18 protein-coding genes and 1 tRNA gene are annotated in these 16,291 nt (G+C 44.7%); 6 read left to right on the forward strand and 13 right to left on the reverse strand.

Features of this window, described 5'->3' with window-relative positions; translation table 11 throughout:
• Positions 1 to 15: 15 nt before the first annotated feature.
• From ICN38_RS04555 to cysS, 11 genes are all read right to left on the reverse strand, one after another.
• Positions 16 to 312, reverse strand: coding sequence for a hypothetical protein (locus tag ICN38_RS04555; protein WP_216255644.1), 297 nt, complete (start codon positions 310 to 312; stop codon positions 16 to 18).
• 1 nt (position 313) lies between these two features.
• On the reverse strand, positions 314 to 493 hold the full coding sequence (locus ICN38_RS04560) for a helix-turn-helix domain-containing protein (protein WP_216255646.1): 180 nt from the start codon (positions 491 to 493) through the stop codon (positions 314 to 316).
• Between the two features lie 159 nt (positions 494 to 652).
• Entirely contained in the window at positions 653 to 2,380 is a 1,728-nt protein-coding gene (locus ICN38_RS04565; RefSeq protein ID WP_216255648.1) for a caspase family protein, read from the reverse strand.
• Between the two features lie 4 nt (positions 2,381 to 2,384).
• Complete coding sequence (locus ICN38_RS04570) at positions 2,385 to 3,086, reverse strand: hypothetical protein (protein ID WP_216255649.1); 702 nt, start codon at positions 3,084 to 3,086, stop codon at positions 2,385 to 2,387.
• 89 nt (positions 3,087 to 3,175) lie between these two features.
• Positions 3,176 to 3,613: a hypothetical protein gene (locus tag ICN38_RS04575; RefSeq protein ID WP_216255651.1), complete on the reverse strand. Its 438-nt coding sequence runs from the start codon at positions 3,611 to 3,613 to the stop codon at positions 3,176 to 3,178.
• 138 nt (positions 3,614 to 3,751) lie between these two features.
• Positions 3,752 to 3,846 (reverse strand) — tRNA-Ser (locus ICN38_RS04580).
• A gap of 76 nt (positions 3,847 to 3,922) precedes the next feature.
• Complete coding sequence (locus ICN38_RS04585) at positions 3,923 to 5,173, reverse strand: aspartate kinase (RefSeq protein WP_216255653.1); 1,251 nt, start codon at positions 5,171 to 5,173, stop codon at positions 3,923 to 3,925.
• A 71-nt stretch (positions 5,174 to 5,244) separates the two neighbouring features.
• Positions 5,245 to 6,549 (reverse strand): tRNA lysidine(34) synthetase TilS, encoded by a 1,305-nt coding sequence (gene tilS, locus ICN38_RS04590; protein WP_216255655.1) that lies wholly within the window; start codon positions 6,547 to 6,549, stop codon positions 5,245 to 5,247.
• On the reverse strand, positions 6,515 to 7,486 hold the full coding sequence (locus tag ICN38_RS04595; protein WP_216255657.1) for an acetyl-CoA carboxylase carboxyltransferase subunit alpha: 972 nt from the start codon (positions 7,484 to 7,486) through the stop codon (positions 6,515 to 6,517). Before ICN38_RS04595 ends, tilS begins: the two co-directional genes overlap by 35 nt.
• A 9-nt stretch (positions 7,487 to 7,495) precedes the next feature.
• Positions 7,496 to 8,167: a DNA-3-methyladenine glycosylase gene (locus ICN38_RS04600; protein WP_216255659.1), complete on the reverse strand. Its 672-nt coding sequence runs from the start codon at positions 8,165 to 8,167 to the stop codon at positions 7,496 to 7,498.
• Entirely contained in the window at positions 8,152 to 9,582 is a 1,431-nt protein-coding gene (gene cysS / locus ICN38_RS04605; protein WP_216255661.1) for a cysteine--tRNA ligase, read from the reverse strand. Before cysS ends, ICN38_RS04600 begins: the two co-directional genes overlap by 16 nt.
• 87 nt (positions 9,583 to 9,669) lie before the next feature.
• Here cysS and ICN38_RS04610 point away from each other — a divergent pair, with 87 nt between their 5' ends.
• The 3 genes from ICN38_RS04610 to ICN38_RS04620 are packed head-to-tail and all read left to right on the forward strand — an operon-like array spanning position 9,670 to position 11,899.
• Positions 9,670 to 10,566, forward strand: coding sequence for a tetratricopeptide repeat protein (locus ICN38_RS04610; protein ID WP_255562714.1), 897 nt, complete (start codon positions 9,670 to 9,672; stop codon positions 10,564 to 10,566).
• A gap of 14 nt (positions 10,567 to 10,580) precedes the next feature.
• A complete protein-coding gene (locus ICN38_RS04615; RefSeq protein ID WP_216255665.1) occupies positions 10,581 to 11,084 on the forward strand; it encodes a peptidylprolyl isomerase in 504 nt (167 codons plus the stop codon).
• Complete coding sequence (locus ICN38_RS04620) at positions 11,081 to 11,899, forward strand: UDP-2,3-diacylglucosamine diphosphatase (protein ID WP_216255667.1); 819 nt, start codon at positions 11,081 to 11,083, stop codon at positions 11,897 to 11,899. The genes ICN38_RS04615 and ICN38_RS04620 overlap by 4 nt, the downstream gene beginning before the upstream one ends.
• Here the strand turns inward: ICN38_RS04620 and ICN38_RS04625 are convergent.
• Positions 11,896 to 12,684 carry an inositol monophosphatase family protein gene (locus tag ICN38_RS04625; RefSeq protein ID WP_216255669.1) on the reverse strand — a complete coding sequence of 263 codons (789 nt, stop codon included), beginning with the start codon at positions 12,682 to 12,684 and terminating at the stop codon, positions 11,896 to 11,898. The two genes, ICN38_RS04620 and ICN38_RS04625, sit on opposite strands and share 4 nt — an antisense overlap.
• A gap of 122 nt (positions 12,685 to 12,806) precedes the next feature.
• Here ICN38_RS04625 and ICN38_RS04630 point away from each other — a divergent pair, with 122 nt between their 5' ends.
• Together ICN38_RS04630 and cysE are read left to right on the forward strand one after the other, a co-directional pair.
• The gene (locus ICN38_RS04630; protein WP_216255671.1) at positions 12,807 to 13,562 is read left to right on the forward strand and encodes an RNA methyltransferase; all 756 of its coding nucleotides are present in this window, start codon (positions 12,807 to 12,809) and stop codon (positions 13,560 to 13,562) included.
• A gap of 23 nt (positions 13,563 to 13,585) precedes the next feature.
• Complete coding sequence (gene cysE / locus ICN38_RS04635; RefSeq protein WP_216255673.1) at positions 13,586 to 14,344, forward strand: serine O-acetyltransferase; 759 nt, start codon at positions 13,586 to 13,588, stop codon at positions 14,342 to 14,344.
• Positions 14,345 to 14,359: 15 nt separating this feature from the next.
• Here the strand turns inward: cysE and ICN38_RS04640 are convergent, their stop codons facing one another.
• Complete coding sequence (locus ICN38_RS04640; protein ID WP_216256258.1) at positions 14,360 to 14,962, reverse strand: peptidylprolyl isomerase; 603 nt, start codon at positions 14,960 to 14,962, stop codon at positions 14,360 to 14,362.
• A 53-nt stretch (positions 14,963 to 15,015) separates the two neighbouring features.
• On the opposite strand from ICN38_RS04640, the gene ICN38_RS04645 reads away from it, so the two are divergent.
• A complete protein-coding gene (locus tag ICN38_RS04645) occupies positions 15,016 to 16,248 on the forward strand; it encodes a cupin domain-containing protein (RefSeq protein WP_216255675.1) in 1,233 nt (410 codons plus the stop codon).
• The last annotated feature ends 43 nt before the right edge of the window (positions 16,249 to 16,291 follow it).

Consider the following 16,291-nt stretch of genomic DNA (forward strand, 5'->3'; position numbering starts at 1 on the left):
GATAGAGAAAATCCCTCACGAACAATACTTCCCCTCTAGGCTTCTCACATCAGTGAGTTTGTCATCCACCATCTGATTTAAGGTCTTATTAGCGATTTCTCGGTTTTCGGGGGTTTTAAGGCTTTGCTTAATCAGACTTGCCACATCCTTACGAATGGCGGTATTGCCATACCGTAGGCCCTTTAAGGTTGATACTGCCTCAGCTGAGATCTTGCACTGCTGGGTAACGAGTTCTGAAGAGTCTGAGACATTATTGGCATACGCCACTGCAGCGACCAAGATACAAGCAATAGCTAAGAGTGTCTTTTTCATCTTATTTCCTTAGTTTGTGACCACAAGTAGGACAACAGCCAAGGTCTTTAGCCTTGGTTTTACGTAATGCAGCGTAGACCCCAGATTCAGAGATCTCGAGTTTTCTAGCTGCCTGGGCAGCACTCATCCCCTTTTCGATGTATTCCAAAGCCAGTTGGGTTTTCGGTATGGTGCGCTTCATTGCCACTACTATACTACAGAAGTACTGAACTACAGTACTATAGTCATAAAATCAGTGGAAATACCTAGGGAATAAAGGGATGAGCAACAGATATAGATAAAAGATGGGGAAAAGAAAAAGCCCCTATGAGGGGCTTTAGAAATCAATAAATGGAGGGGGTTATTGCCTGAAGTAAAACTCCCCAACTACCTGGTCATAAATTGCAGGCACTTGATCATGCCCTACAGATTTAGCCAGGGATACAACCTCTGATCGTACATTTCGTACTACGCGATCAACAGAGACACCAGCCTTTTGCATCTCCTTCACAAAAACTCTTGTGAATAATCCATTCTTGCTCTTATCCCCTGGGCCAAGCTTATCTAAAGCTTGCTGACCTGAGCCAGCAGAAAATACAATCATCTGACCAGTAGCGGCTGTAGTGGGTGCAAGACCTCGACCACCAGCTACGCTTCTACCAGATCCTTTAAAAGGATTGTCTCGACAGGCATCAATCATGGCTAAGGTAAATTTAGCGCCCCTCTCATTCATATCATCTAATAATCGTTGCAAGGATACGGCTTCATCCTTAACTTCTTCCTCGCTCTGTCCACCTATATCAATAGGAAGTAAATAATTTGTAGAGGCTATTTGTACGCCATGGCCAGCATAAAACAGAGCCACCTCATCACCGGGCTGAACTTGATTCTTAAATGACCGCAACTCAGATTTAAATTGCTTCTCAGTAACATCTAATTTAAGGGTAACTTTATATCCCAGAGAATTAAGGCTCTCCGCCAAAACCTTGGCATCCTCACGTGCATTTGCTAGTGATGAAACCTTTTGATAAGAATCGTTGCCAATAACTAGCGCTTTTCGATTAGCAAAGACCTTGGGTGAAGCACTAGCGTTCTTAGTAGAAGTTTCGCTTTGTATACTGGCGCGAATTTCTTTTTCAAGCTCTTTGCGCAAAGCTAATATGCGAGCTTCGTCACTGACCACCTTGGTAGATGCAGCCTTTTCTCTCGCATCTTTCTCAAGTTGAAGCTTAGCGATTAAGTCCGCCTTTTCCTTTTCTAAGGCCTGAACCTTAGCTAGCTCTTGCGCTATGCGTTTTTCTTCGGCAATCGATTTTTCTTTGTCAAGACGCGCTTTATTAGCTGCATCCTTATCCAACTGACCTTTTGAGGCGATCTCCTGAGCAATACGTTTTTCTTCAGCAAGGGCCTTTTCTTTTTCTATACGAGCTTTTTCAGCAAGCTCTTTTTCCTTTTGATCTAATTGCTGCTTCTTAAGTAGCTCTTCCTGCAGCCTCTTATCGGCAGCTTGATTTGTTGCCACACTACTTGATGCCCCATCTGGTTGCTTCATAAACTCCGCTAAAAAAAGATCGTTAGACTTCTTTTCTTCGTCTGTAAATTGATCTGCAAATTGATTAGATTTTTGTATATTTGCAAGCCAGGCTCTAGTTTTAGCCTCAAAGGCAGGCTTTGAAAGCGTGATATTTTTTGAACGCGTTTTGTCATATACGATTTCACACTCACACCCTGCAGGACTTTTATTTTGCTTTAGTGCCCTATCGGCAATCTCATCTTCGCACCGATTTAATATATTTGACTGAGTCAAATTCCTACCACCCCAGTCTGTACGCATATAGTTAATAGGGCAAGTTTTTGGATTTTTAGTCATTGCAATGTAATACTTTTCTGGATTAACGACTGTATCAATAACAGAAACGCTGCCAGCACTTATATTACGCTTGATACTAAAAAATTTGCTATCAGTCATACATCCAGTAGAGCCATCATCAAAACGTAACATCAGCGCTGAAGAGCAATCCGATTGAGCAAATACACTTAAAGGGTAAACGCCCAAAACTAGCAATATAGATATAAATAATTTCTTCATCGATTTAGCTCCCAACAATTCCTTTTAGCCCCGTATACAAAGACAAGGCCGTAGTTCCTAAAGCAATGACCGTTGCTCCATAATCCTGCATGGTTTTCATAATGGTATAGATGTTGCTTGGACTCATTTTTCCATCACCTAAGCCAGTTGCTACCGCCTTCATGAATGGGCTAATTCTAGTTTTACGGCGGTGTCTTTGCTTGCTTGCATAAGCTACTCCACCAAGTAGCATGCCCGTTAGGAAGCTAAAGGCAATACTTGCAGAATACTCAATGAGCTCTTTCCATTCAAACAAGTTTTGAGGGAAGACTGGCGAATGATCGACCATACTGGTAATCCAACTCATGCCTATAACAGAGGTAATGGATAAAAATGCTGTGCCAATGAACCATGGTAATAATTTATGCGGGTGCGCTCTAAATAAAAAATAGGCAAATGGCAGCGGCAAAATCATAGACACGATTCTGAGATAAATCATTTTGGTGTCATACACCACAACAATCAACCAGTGAGCCAATAGGAGTAGCAATAATGGAATAACTAAATATAGTGCTATATCCAATAACCAGCCAGTCGTACCTTTTGATGATGCTGCAGCTTGATCATGTTCATCAAGCAATATCTCTAATTCAGCAATTCGCTTTTCATATGCTTCTTGATTGGGAATTTCTAATAGCTGCTTTTCTAAATCCGCTACTTTTGCCATCATCGGTTTAAATAGGTAAAGATCCCGAGTACATACTTTACATACCACTGCATCCTGAGAAACCTCGGATAGGCAATATGGGCAATTCATTACTTAGCAACCACCAGATTAACCACTGAATTTGTTTCACGACCTTCGCTATCCTTAACAGTAATACGAATGGTATGTGTACCTGGAGGAACTTCTGCTTTAGAAAAATCAATTCCATTTGCAGAAATTGCATTTTTTAATCGAGGTGTGAGATCTACAAAAGGAGATTTCATATAAATGACTTTGACTGAATTTGGATCAATCTTTGAGTCTCCTCGCGCATCAAAGCTCACCTTAAATTCGAAAGGTGAAACAACCGGGGCATCAGCCTCAGGAGAATTTAATTTAATGGTAGGACCACGAGAAATACCCCTAGTAGATAAGGTCGGTGGTGAATTGGGTAACTCCGCTTCTTTAGGGCTAATTAACGGAGCAGAAAATGCAATAAAGCTAATAGCTGCAAGAACTACTGCAATCGAAACTTTGGTTAAGGACATATTGCGCCTCGTAAAAAACAAAGAAATTAATATCAAACATAATAATTGATTATTAACATGATCCTCATGTGAATGAGGGTTAGCCCGGCTGTCACCACCAATAAAAAAGCCCCTATGAGGGGCTTTTCAATCAAGTACTGGCGGAGACGAGAGGATTCGAACCTCCGATCAGAGTTTTAGCCCCGATGCTCCCTTAGCAGGGGAGTGCCTTCGACCAGCTCGGCCACGTCTCCGTACTTGAACTCTTACAACGACCCACAGTTTAACGGATTAGCGCCTGATGGGGGTTTTACTGCGTTTTAATGCTTTTTACTTCTGGTCTAGCTCAAATGCCTTATGTAAGGCTCGTACTGCTAATTCCATATATTTCTCATCAATCACGACAGAGATTTTGATTTCACTGGTTGAGATCATGAGGATATTGATACCCTCTTCCGACAACGTGCGGAACATCTTGCTGGCGATACCAACATGAGAACGCATTCCTACGCCAACAACAGAAACCTTAGAAACCTTAGGATCGCCAGAGATCTCTTTTGCTTCGATCTGAGATTGAACGGTACTTCTCAAGAGATCAAGCGCTTTTTGATAATCAGAGCGTGGCACAGTGAAGGTAAAGTCAGTGATGCCATCGACTGATTGGTTTTGAATGATGATGTCGACATCGATGTTCGCATCAGCAATCGGCCCTAATATTTGATAGGCAATACCAGGGCGATCAGGTACTCCTAGAACGGTAATCTTGGCTTCATCACGCGCAAAGGCGATGCCGGAAATAGCTGCGGCTTCCATAGTGCTGTCCTCTTCAAATGTAATCAAGGTGCCCGACTTCATCTCTATATCGAGGGGCATCAAAGGATCTGTCAAAGAAGACAGAACCCGGGTTTTAACTTTGTACTTTCCTGCAAACTCTACCGAGCGGATCTGCAATACCTTAGACCCTAAGCTTGCCATCTCTAGCATCTCTTCAAAAGTAATCTTATCTAAGCGACGTGCATCTTCACAGACACGAGGATCAGTCGTATACACACCGTCTACATCGGTATAAATTAAGCACTCATCCGCCTTTAATGCCGCAGCCATCGCTACTGCAGAGGTATCAGAACCACCGCGGCCTAAAGTAGTGATGTTGCCTTGGGGATCAACTCCCTGAAAACCTGTAACCACTACTGCACGTCCAGCATTTAAGTCAGCTAAGATTTTTTGATCATCAATACTTTTAATACGCGCTTTAGTAAATGATGAATCCGTATGCACAGTGACTTGCCATCCGGCGTAACTCACAGCATCCACACCTTCACGCATTAATGCCAAGGCTAATAAGCCTGAGCTAACTTGCTCACCAGTAGAAGCAATTTGATCTAATTCGCGTGGATGAGCGTCGGGATTAATTTCTTTTGCCAAGCCTAGCAAGCGATTTGTTTCGCCGGACATGGCAGAAGGCACCACTACAACCTGGTGGCCAGCACGCATCCATTTAGCAACGCGTTTAGCAACATTCCCAATGCGCTCTACCGAGCCCATGGAGGTGCCGCCATATTTATGAACGATAAGAGCCATAAAACCGTCTTTTAAAGGGGAACAATGTTCCCTAAGGATCTAAAAAGGGCTTATTTTACAGGGTTTTGTAGCTAAAAGGCCGACTCGACCCACTCCGGCAAAACCCGCGGCCCAGTAGCAAGCAAGTGGGGATAACTGACACCTATTCCAGCAACGGCAATTAACTCACCATCAATAAACAGCAATGGGGCTTGGCGCTGCCAAGGCGGAATATCACCCTCTTGGAACAGGTTTTTAAGAGACCTTCTTGGAGCATTGGGCTTAATTTGAATCTTCTCAGACCCTAGCCTGGGTTTGAGTGTAATTAATCCATTTTTTTGAGCATCTTCTACCCATTTGGCTGGTAGTCCTAGAGTCTTGCCTCTGGCAGGCAGCTTTTTAAATAGCCATTGCCCTGACTGCGCTTGGCTTACTTGTAGCAATCCTCGCCATAGACGAATGGATAGATCATCATGAAGCCACTCTAACTGAGCATCTACTTTTACGCCCGCAAGATCTTTCCACCAAGAGGCTAAACGTTCTTGAGATGGCATTGCTAGATCGTGCGACTTGAGCCAATACCTCACCAGATTATTGGCTGCAGGTAGGTCTTTCTGAGCTAGCGCTAACAATGGCTTCACTCTCAAACCTTTTTGCTCTATCACTGCACTGCCATCTTGTTTTGCTAGACGATCGAGTAGTAATTGCGCCTCCGCTAAAACCTTTGCACTCCGCGCTAAGCCCGCAACTGCATCAGCTTGAATTTTTTCCAGACGCGGCATGATTTGCTTGCGGATTGCGTTGCGTCGATATTGAATATTCTGATTACTAGGGTCCTCAATCCACTTGAGCTTATTGGCTTTTGCATAAGCCTCTAGCTCGGCCTTGCTCTGATTTATGAGGGGTCGCCATAGCCGAATTACTGTACCGCTGTTTTTGAGTTCACGCACTTCAGACATTGCTGCAAGACCTGCTACGCCAGATCCTCGCAATAATTGTAGTAAGACAGTTTCTGCTTGATCATTCTGATGATGGGCTAATAGCAAATCTTCAATGCCATGTTCGCCACACAACTCTGCTAATGCCTCATATCGCCCTGCTCTAGCTCTAGCCTCGACATTACCTTGCGTAGGCTCATGACCTAAATGCAGGAGACGAAAATCAAAATGGATTTGGTATTTTTTAGCTAGCTTTTCACAAAAGATAAACCAATCATCTGCTGGCTTTTGTAGGCCATGATGAATATGAAAAGCCCAAATTTCTGCAGGGTGTTTATTGGCAGCTTGGGTTTTGCAAACAGAGTCGAGCAGCACCACGGAATCGAGGCCACCGCTTAAGGCTACCGCAATCCGTGTTCCTAGATTAGGATTTTGCTGTGATTTCCTTGAACTTGCCATAACTCATTAGACGTTCATGACGGCGCTCTAGTAGTGCATCTTCTTTCATGCCATCAAAAGTCTTCAATGACTCAGCAAGTGCTTTGCGCATATTGACCATCATCGTGTCGTAATCCCGATGTGCGCCGCCAATCGGCTCAGGGACAATTTTGTCAATCAGGCCCAAAGTTTTAATCCGCTGAGCTGTTAAACCCAATTGTTCAGCAGCCTCAGATGCTTTATCGGCAGTCTTCCACAAAATAGAGGCACACCCTTCTGGAGAAATCACAGAGTAGGTAGAGTTTTGCAGCATTAAGACGACATCACCCATCGCAATTGCTAAAGCACCACCGGAACCCCCTTCACCAATAATGGTGGCAATAATGGGTACTGTGAGTTCAGCCTGAACATAGAGATTTCGACCAATTGCTTCAGATTGATTGCGCTCTTCCGCATCGATTCCAGGAAAGGCGCCTGGCGTATCCACAAAAGTAAATACAGGTAATCCAAATTTTTCAGCAAGACGCATTAAGCGCATCGCCTTGCGATAACCTTCTGGACGACTCATTCCAAAGTTTCGAAGGGCACGCTCTTTAGTATCGCGACCTTTTTGATGACCAATGACCATGCAAGGCTGATTCTCAAAACGCGCGAGACCTCCAATGATCGATTGATCATCAGCAAAAGTCCGATCGCCATGTAACTCATGAAAATCAGTAAATAAGGCGGCGACATAATCTAAGGTATATGGACGCTGCGGATGGCGAGCAACTTGAGAGACCTGCCAAGGCGTTAAATTAGCGTATACATCTTTAGTCAGCTGCTGACTTTTTTCAGCAAGCGTTTTAATCTCATCAGAAATATCTACTGATGATTCATCTTGCACAAAACGCAGCTCTTCAATCTTGGATTCTAATTCTGCGATTGACTGCTCAAAATCTAAGAAAGTCGTTTTCATATGCTGATTTTAATATTCAACTGGGATGGGGTCGATACTTCTCCACATATACCAGGTGGCTACGGTTCGCCAAGGGGCCCAATTTGCAGCTACTTCACGGGCTTCATGACGGCTAACAGGCTCTCCGCTGAAGTAATTGAGAGAAATGGCCCGAATCAGCCCTACATCGTCTAGAGGCAGGATATTGGGGCGTACTAAGTTAAAAATGAGGAACATTTCTGCTGTCCAGCGTCCAATTCCTCGAATATCGCTCAATTCCTTAATAACGCTCTCATCATCCATGTCTTTCCACTGAGAGGCATGGAGACGCCCAGAATCAAAATGCTCAGCTAAATCCCGAATGTATTCCACCTTGCGACCAGATAAACCAGCCGCACGCAATTCGTCCACGGAAAGAGCCAGGATATTTTTAGGATTCACTTTTTTCTTGCTAGCGGTAAGCACTCTATTCCAAACTGACTGAGCTGCGGCAACAGATATCTGCTGCCCAACAATCGATCTGGCTAAAGTATTAAATGCGTCACCACGCGTCACTAAAAATCCAGAACCATATTTTGGTATTAGTTTTTTCAAGATACGGTCTTGCTTCATTAACTCCCGGCAAGCTTGCTCCCAATATGCTGGAGCCAGTTCCTCTTGATTCAACTTTTCTTTAACAGGACTCACTACGCTCTTCGCCATTCGGTAATGCCGCCCGGCTTATCTTCCAATACGATTCCTTGAGCCAGAAGCGCTTTTCTAATGGAATCGGCTTGTGCAAAATCTTTTGCATTCTTGGCCGCAACTCGCGCCGCAATTTGCTCATCAATCATCGCAGGACACAAACCCTCTTCATCCTTAGTGCCCGATTGCAGGAAGGATGTTGGATCGCGCTGCAAGAAGTTCAGAACACCACCAAGAGATTGCAAGGTACTCGCCAACACTAGCTTTTCGTCTCCTTGAGTACGATTAACTTCGCTTGCCAAATCAAATAACACGGCGATCGCTTCTGGAGTATTAAAGTCATCATTCATTGCCTGGGTAAAACGCATCACCCAAGGATTTTGAAGGTCTGTTAGCTCTGCTTTAACTGCTTGGCTCAGTGTGACTTGAGCTAAGGCCGTATAAAGGCGCACTAAGCCAGCTCGAGCCTCTTCAAGTTGAGCATCGCTGTAATTAATAGGGCTTCGATAATGTGCCTTGAGCATGAAAAAACGCAGTACCTCAGGATCAAAACTCTTTAAAACATCACGTATGAGAAAGAAGTTTCCCAGCGACTTTGACATTTTCTCTTCATTAACGCGAATATGACCGTTGTGCATCCAGTAATTGACGAAGGGGGCGTCTTCTAACTTGCGATCTTTGCCATAAAGAGCGCCTTCACTTTGAGCGATCTCATTTTCATGATGAGGAAATTGCAAATCAGCACCACCACCATGAATATCAAAATGTTCACCAAGTAATTCACATGACATTGCAGAGCATTCGATATGCCAACCCGGACGACCTTCACCCCATGGTGATTTCCAACGAGTGTCTACTGGCTCTTCTGGTTTAGCGCTTTTCCACAAAGCAAAATCCAAGGGGTCGCGCTTTCCTCCGCTGATAACTACGCGCTCACCAGCATTGAGCTCATCTAATGATTTACCAGAGAGAGATCCATAGTTAGGAAATAAACGGACTGCAAAATTGACGTCACCATCGTCTGCTTGATAGGCCAATTCATTTTCAATCAACTTGCCAATCATGCCCTGCATTTTTGCAATGTAATCTGTAGCACGCGGCTCTTGGTCAGGATGCATGAGGCCTAATTCATCAGAATCGGCATGCATAGCGTCAATAAATCGTTTTGTTAATGCCGAAATAGGCTCGCCGTTTTCGATGGCCCGATTAATAATTTTGTCATCAATATCCGTAATATTACGGACGTATATAACCTCATACCCGCTAGCCCGAAGCCAGCGGACGACCATATCAAAGACAATCATGACCCTGGCATGGCCAATATGGCAAAAGTCATACACCGTCATGCCACAGACATACATTTTCACTTTCCCCGGTACGATGGGCTTAAAGAGCTGTTTTGAGCGGCTTAGGGTGTTATAGATTTGCAGCATAGGGGTATAAAGGTTGGGCAAGTAGCGCCAATTTGTTAGACTGAGCGCTGAGTATATCGAATGAGCCCGTTTTACACCCCCTTCTCTATGTCCGTAACCTTCTTAGCTCCACGCCCAAGCCTATTACTGCCTCTATTAGGCGCATGCTCCCTGCTTCTATTGGCAGGCTGTACTACCCCCGCCCAAGAACGAACGCAGGCCGAACTCTTTGCCCTAAATGCTCAGCAAATGAAGTCCCCCCAAGCTGCTACTCAACCCTACTTGGGTGGATATAGCCCAATCGATCCACCCAGACTATCAGCAGATACTGGATATGACCCCTTAAATCCTGAACTTTCAGATACGGTGGCTGTGCCATTCTTTTCTTTTCTGATCATTGAACCAGACCCTATTCCAAAAAATGCTGTTCCGCCGGATGTAGAAAAGTTAGTCAAGGCACGTCAATATCAAGATGCCGTCAATCTCATCAATACGCAACTCAAAACAAATCCGCGTAATGTGCAAATTCGATTTGTAAAAGCGCGACTACAAATTGAAATGCGTAAGTTTGAAGATGCGAAAAAAACCTTAATTGAAATTACCCAGCAATTTCCAGAATTGCCAGAGCCTTACAACAACTTAGCAGCGATTGCCGCAAACCAAGGCAACTGGATTGAAGCAAGAGATTATTTAGAGCTTGCCTTAAAACTACGCCCTACTTATGCCATTGCTTCAGCAAATTTAGGTGAAATTTATATCCGCTTAGGTGCTCAAGCTTATGAAAATGCAGCCAAGGGTGCACTCACCAATCAACGCCAATACACCAATCGCGCCAAAGCATTGCTCGATGTTCTCAAGCCTCCCAAACGTCCTGTAGTTGGCCCAGCAGCAAAGCCTATACCAACACCTGCTCCTGCCCCTACATATGCGCCTGGTTCTGCTCCTACTCCTGCACCTGCTCCTGCGCCCATTTCTTCCCCCATTCCATCCGTCTACCCCTACTGAAAGTAAACCAAACTATGGCAAAAGTACTGTTACAAACAAATCAGGGTGATATCACCCTCACACTAGATTCAGCTAAGGCTCCAAAGAGTGTTGCCAATTTTTTACAATACGTAAAGAGCGGCCATTACGATTCGACCATCTTTCATCGCGTGATTGATAACTTCATGATTCAAGGCGGCGGCATGACTGCTGGCATGAAACAAAAGCCCACAGGTGCAGAGATTGAGAATGAAGCCAATAATGGTCTTAAGAATGAACGTGGCACAGTTGCCATGGCGCGTACTAGCGATCCCCATTCAGCAACAGCCCAGTTCTTCATCAATATCAATGACAATGATTTTTTAAATCACACTGCACCAAATGCTCAAGGTTGGGGCTATGCTGTCTTTGGAAAAGTGACTGACGGTATGGATGTCGTTGATAAGATTCGTAAAGTCAAAACTGGCTCCTCTGGTTTTCATCAAGACGTTCCATCTGAAGATGTTGTGATCGAGAAGGCCACAGTTTTAGAGGAATGATCCCGCAATACAAGAGCGCGCTGCTCATATCAGACCTGCATCTCACGCCGTCAATGCCTCTGACGGCGCAACGCTTCTTTGATTTTTGCGAAAAAGAGGGCCCCAAAGTGGAGGCTGTCTTTGTTTTGGGAGATTTATTTGAATATTGGGTGGGTGATGACGCTGCAAGTACCTCCCCTTTTCAGCAAGAAGTAAGGCGAGCACTCGCCAATCTATCAACTAAAGTTAAAACCTATTACATCCATGGGAACCGGGACTTCTTAGTTGGCACTAGCTATTTAAAAAAAACTGGGATGACATTACTAGCAGATCCGACTTGTATTGAAATTGCCGGAAAAAAATATGTATTGAGTCATGGCGATGTTCTCTGTACCGCTGATGAGGGATATCAAATCTTTAGACGATGGACCAGAAAGGCATGGGTTCAGCGATTATTTTTGAGCCTGCCTCTGTTATGGCGCAAATCGATTGCTAAGCTTCTGCGTAGCAACAGTCATACTCAATATCAAAATGGTGCAAGAATTTCTGTCAGAGAAAATAACATCAGAAACGATGTGACTCTTGAAGCATGTGCAGCAATGCTAAGAGCGCAAGATGGCATTCACTTGATTCATGGGCATACTCACCTACCCGCCCATCATCGAGAGCAACTGGGTGAGCAATCCTGGCAGCGTTGGGTACTTTCAGACTGGGATCTAGACCATCCTGAGAGCATCATGCCCAAAGCAAACGCCTTGCTGATCAATGGTCATGGCGCTCTATTCATTGACTTAATTAAACCCAATCAAGTCAGCCTTATTTCAGTATTAAATTAAGAATTCGAATATTTCGAGAGCAGCTGCACCATCTGTGCATAGATACGAGGGTTTGCTGCCATCACTTCACCACTCTTCAAGAAGCCTTCTTCACCTCGATAGTTACCAACTAATCCGCCCGATTCGGTAATTAATAAAGCACCTGCTGCCATATCCCATGGCTTGAGATCGCTCTCAAAAAATCCATCGTAACGTCCAGCAGCAACGTAAGCTAAATCAAGTGATGCAGCACCAGGACGGCGCAAACCTGCACATTGACGCGACATTTCACCAAAGATTTTTAAATACTTTTCTAAGTCTTGGTCTTCGCGATAAGGAAAACCCGTGCCAATCAAACAGCTTGCTAAACGATCTTGAGCGCCCACTCGTAAACGACGGCGATCAAGATAGGCACCGGAACCGCGAGTAGCAGTAAACAGCTCATCACGTGTAGGGTCATAAACTACTGCTTGCTGTGTAACGCCATTTACCGCCAAGGCAATTGATACTGCATATTGCGGAAAGCCATGAATGAAATTGGTTGTGCCATCTAAGGGATCGATGATCCACACATTTTCTGCATCAACATTGTGCTCGCCTGTCTCTTCAGCCAAAAAACCATGGCTTGGATAGGCTTCACTAAGAGTTTCAATGATGGCTGCCTCTGCAGCTTTGTCCACCTCGGTAACAAAATCATTATGCTGTTTACGATCAACTTGCAGGCGCTCTAGATTGAGAGAAGCTCTGTTGATCACAGTTCCTGCACGACGGGCAGCCTTAATGGCCACATTTAACATGGGATGCATAGTTTTGATGGACAAATTAAATAAGAACAAGCTTGTAATATTGCATGACAATATGTAGCTAACAGACTGATTCTAAACGATTTGCCTACTCAACCCTCTTCCCAAGCAACAATCACAATCCCATGAATGCTAAGAATGCCTCTCTCCTGCGCTGGGTGCTTGTAGAAACCAGCCACCCCGGCAACGTAGGTTCAGCCGCGCGCGCCTTAAAAACAATGGGGTTTAATGATCTTCGTCTAGTCAATCCCAAGACCCAGAGAGTGGCGCAATTGCCTGAGGCAATCGCCTTAGCCAGCGGCGCGAGTGATGTTCTTGCAAATGCTCAAGAAAGCCAATCTCTTGAATCTGCCCTTGCTGGCTGCTCATTGGTATTAGGTCTCACTAGTCGAGACCGAGAATTTGGCCCTCCCACACTCAATTGGGAAGAAGCTCGCAGCCTCATTAAACAAACGCTTAATGCAGACCAAACTGTGGCTCTGGTTTTTGGTCCTGAGCGAACCGGCTTAGATAATCAACATCTGGCGCTTTGTACCCATCGAGTCTGGCTTGACGCCAATCCTGACTATCCATCCCTCAATCTTGCCCAGGCCTTGATGGTCTGTGCTTTCACTCTGAGGGAGACTTTGAGTGTTATCCCCGATAAATCCGAGGCTAATATAAACAGCTCTGATAGTGGGATTGATTATGCTGATCCTGCCGCTATCGCTGCCATGCTAGAACATTGGCGAAGCGGTTTAGAGGCAATTGGCTACCTGGATCCCGCCAATCCCAAGAAATTAATGCCCCGTCTACAGGCCTTATTTGCCCGTAGCCGCCTCCAAAAAGAAGAAATTGATCTATTGCGCGGCATTGCTAAACAGATGCTCCTGAGAAAATAAGCGCATCCCGTTAAAATCAAACCATGTTTAATTCCCTTTTCGACCACGTTGACTCGATTATTGTTCGCGATCCCGCCGCTAGAAATCGCCTCGAGGTCATCACTTGTTACCCTGGCTTGCATGCTGTTTGGCTACACCGTGTCTCGCATTTTTTATGGGGCCTAGGATTAAAGTGGATTGCACGACTCATGTCTGTGTTTGCACGTTTTCTCACTGGCATTGAAATTCATCCAGGTGCAAAAATTGGACGTAGAGTTTTTTTGGATCACGGGCTAGGTATCGTGATTGGTGAGACTACTGAAATTGGCGATGACTGCACTATTTATCAAGGTGTCACCTTAGGCGGCACTTCCTTATACAAAGGTGTTAAACGTCACCCAACTCTTGGTAAGGGCGTAGTGATTAGTGCAGGAGCAAAAGTACTTGGCGGCTTTACCGTTGGCGATGGTGCGCGTGTTGGTTCTAATGCTGTTGCTCTAAAAGAAATTCCGCCAGGAGCAACTGCTGTCGGTATACCAGCACGAATCCTTCATCCCGATCTTCCACAAAGTCCGGATAGTAAAACCAAAGAATATTTTTCTGCTTATGGCGTCACGCCTAATGTGGATGACCCGGTCTCGATGGCATTAAAAGGGTTGATTGATGCCACTATCGAGCAGGAAGTCAAAATTGCAGCACTCGAAAAGATGATTGCTAAACTCAACAACACGCCCACTGACAATAGTGGTGCAAGCGATACTAAGCGTGAGCTAGATGCCATTAAAGAATGGCTAAAAGAGTAATCTAAAGTTGTTTTGTTAGTGCAAAGTACGTGGATTAGAACTTCCTGAGCCTAATGTATTTCCTGAAAAGCCTTCATCATCCTCGGCATCACTGTCATCGTTAGGCATACCAAAGGCAAAGCTCTCACCCCCTTTTGGGTGACGATTTTCAATTTCTTCTTCGGTTGCAGCACGCACATCCTCAACCTGCACCCAAAAGCGTAAAGCCATGCCAGCCAAAGGATGATTTCCATCTAAAACTACTTGGTTATCAGCAACGTCAGTAACTGTGTAAATTAATGGCTCTTCATCTGCATCATCTACCTCAGCTGATTCCTCATCGGCATCGGGTACACCTTCAAATTGCATACCTACTTCTAAGGGCTCCGGAAAACGGGTGCGGGGCTCTATCTTGAGCAACTCAGGATCGTATTCTCCAAATGCTTCATTGGGCTCTAATTGCACACTAGCCTCGTAACCAATATCTTGGCCATCGAGCAGAGTCTCAATTTTGGGGAAAGTACCCTCATAGCCACCGTGCAGGTATACCATCGGAGAATCAGGCTCCTCGATAATATTATTTTGAGCATCGGTTAGCTTATAACGAAGGGATACAACAGTATTTTTTTCAATCTTCATACGGAATCTGTCAAACATTTGTTTTTAATCAATTTCTATCAAGCTTTTACTTTATGAACTCATTTTACTTGAGCAATCCATATCAACCGCCCCAAGCGCCTAAAAACCTGCCTATAAACCAGCCATGGGCCTTATTTGGGGGAATCAGCCCAGATCAGTTCATGAAACAGTATTGGCATAAAAAGCCTTTATTGGTTCGCGGTGCTATTCCGGCCTTTTCTCTGGCTAGCGCTAGTCATCAAGGCCTGAATAGCCCAATCTCAGGAGAGGCGCTCTTTAATCTTGCTGGCAACGATTTGGTGGAGTCTCGCTTAATTCAGTCAAAACCATGGAGTTTTGAGCTAGGTCCTTTCAAGAAAAAATCCTTGCCCAAGGTCAAGCAACCTGACTGGACTTTATTGCTTCAAGGCATGGAGGCCCATCATCCTGCAGCGGCAACAGTCTTATCTTGGTTTCGCTTTATACCTGACTCACGCCTAGATGATTTAATGATTAGCATTGCCGGAATTGGAGGTGGCGTTGGCCCCCACTTTGATTCCTATGATGTCTTCTTGATCCAGATGTCAGGTAGAAGACGGTGGCAGATCTCAGAACAGAAAGATCTCAGTCTCAACCCAAATCTTCCGCTCAAAATTTTGCAGAACTTTGTTGTGGAGCACGAGTGGGTTTTAGAACCAGGCGACATGCTGTACTTACCCCCTCATATAGCCCATGACGGAATTGCACTCGATTCAGGATGTCAAACCTGGTCGGTAGGTTTTCGCTCCCCAAGCTTTAAAGAATTACTCCAGGAGGGATTATGGAGACTTGCTGAGTCATTAGAGGATATTCCCGAACTCAATCATAAGTTTGCAGATCCTAAGCAAGGTGCTAGCAAACAAGCAGAACAACTTCCCGCAGAATTAATTAAACAGCTTGAGCAGAAATTGAGGGGTTTAAAGCTCGATCAATTAAGCCAGTTTCTTCCTGGTATTACAGCCTATTTAAGCGAGCCTAAACAGCAAGCCTATTTCAGTGGGCCTGCCATACCCCTCACCCCCAAACAATTTGCCAGGCAACTGGGTTCTCAGGCCTTAGCAGCACATCCTCAAACCCGTATTCTTGCTCTGAATCGGGATATATTTTGCAATGGAGAGATGGTTTCAAAAGGACAAACTAGCCAAATACAAAGGGCCTGGGGTACTTTGGCTTCTAAAAAGGCTTTGATTTACAAGGATTTGAAGGAAGTTTCCCCATCCAGCCTGTATGAAGCCTACTTATCCGGATGGCTAGTTTTTAAGATCTAAACAATAGATGGATATAATAATTGCTGGAAAATACCTAGGGATA

This window comes from Polynucleobacter sp. AP-Melu-500A-A1 (genome assembly GCF_018882125.1).
Lineage (GTDB): Bacteria > Pseudomonadota > Gammaproteobacteria > Burkholderiales > Burkholderiaceae > Polynucleobacter.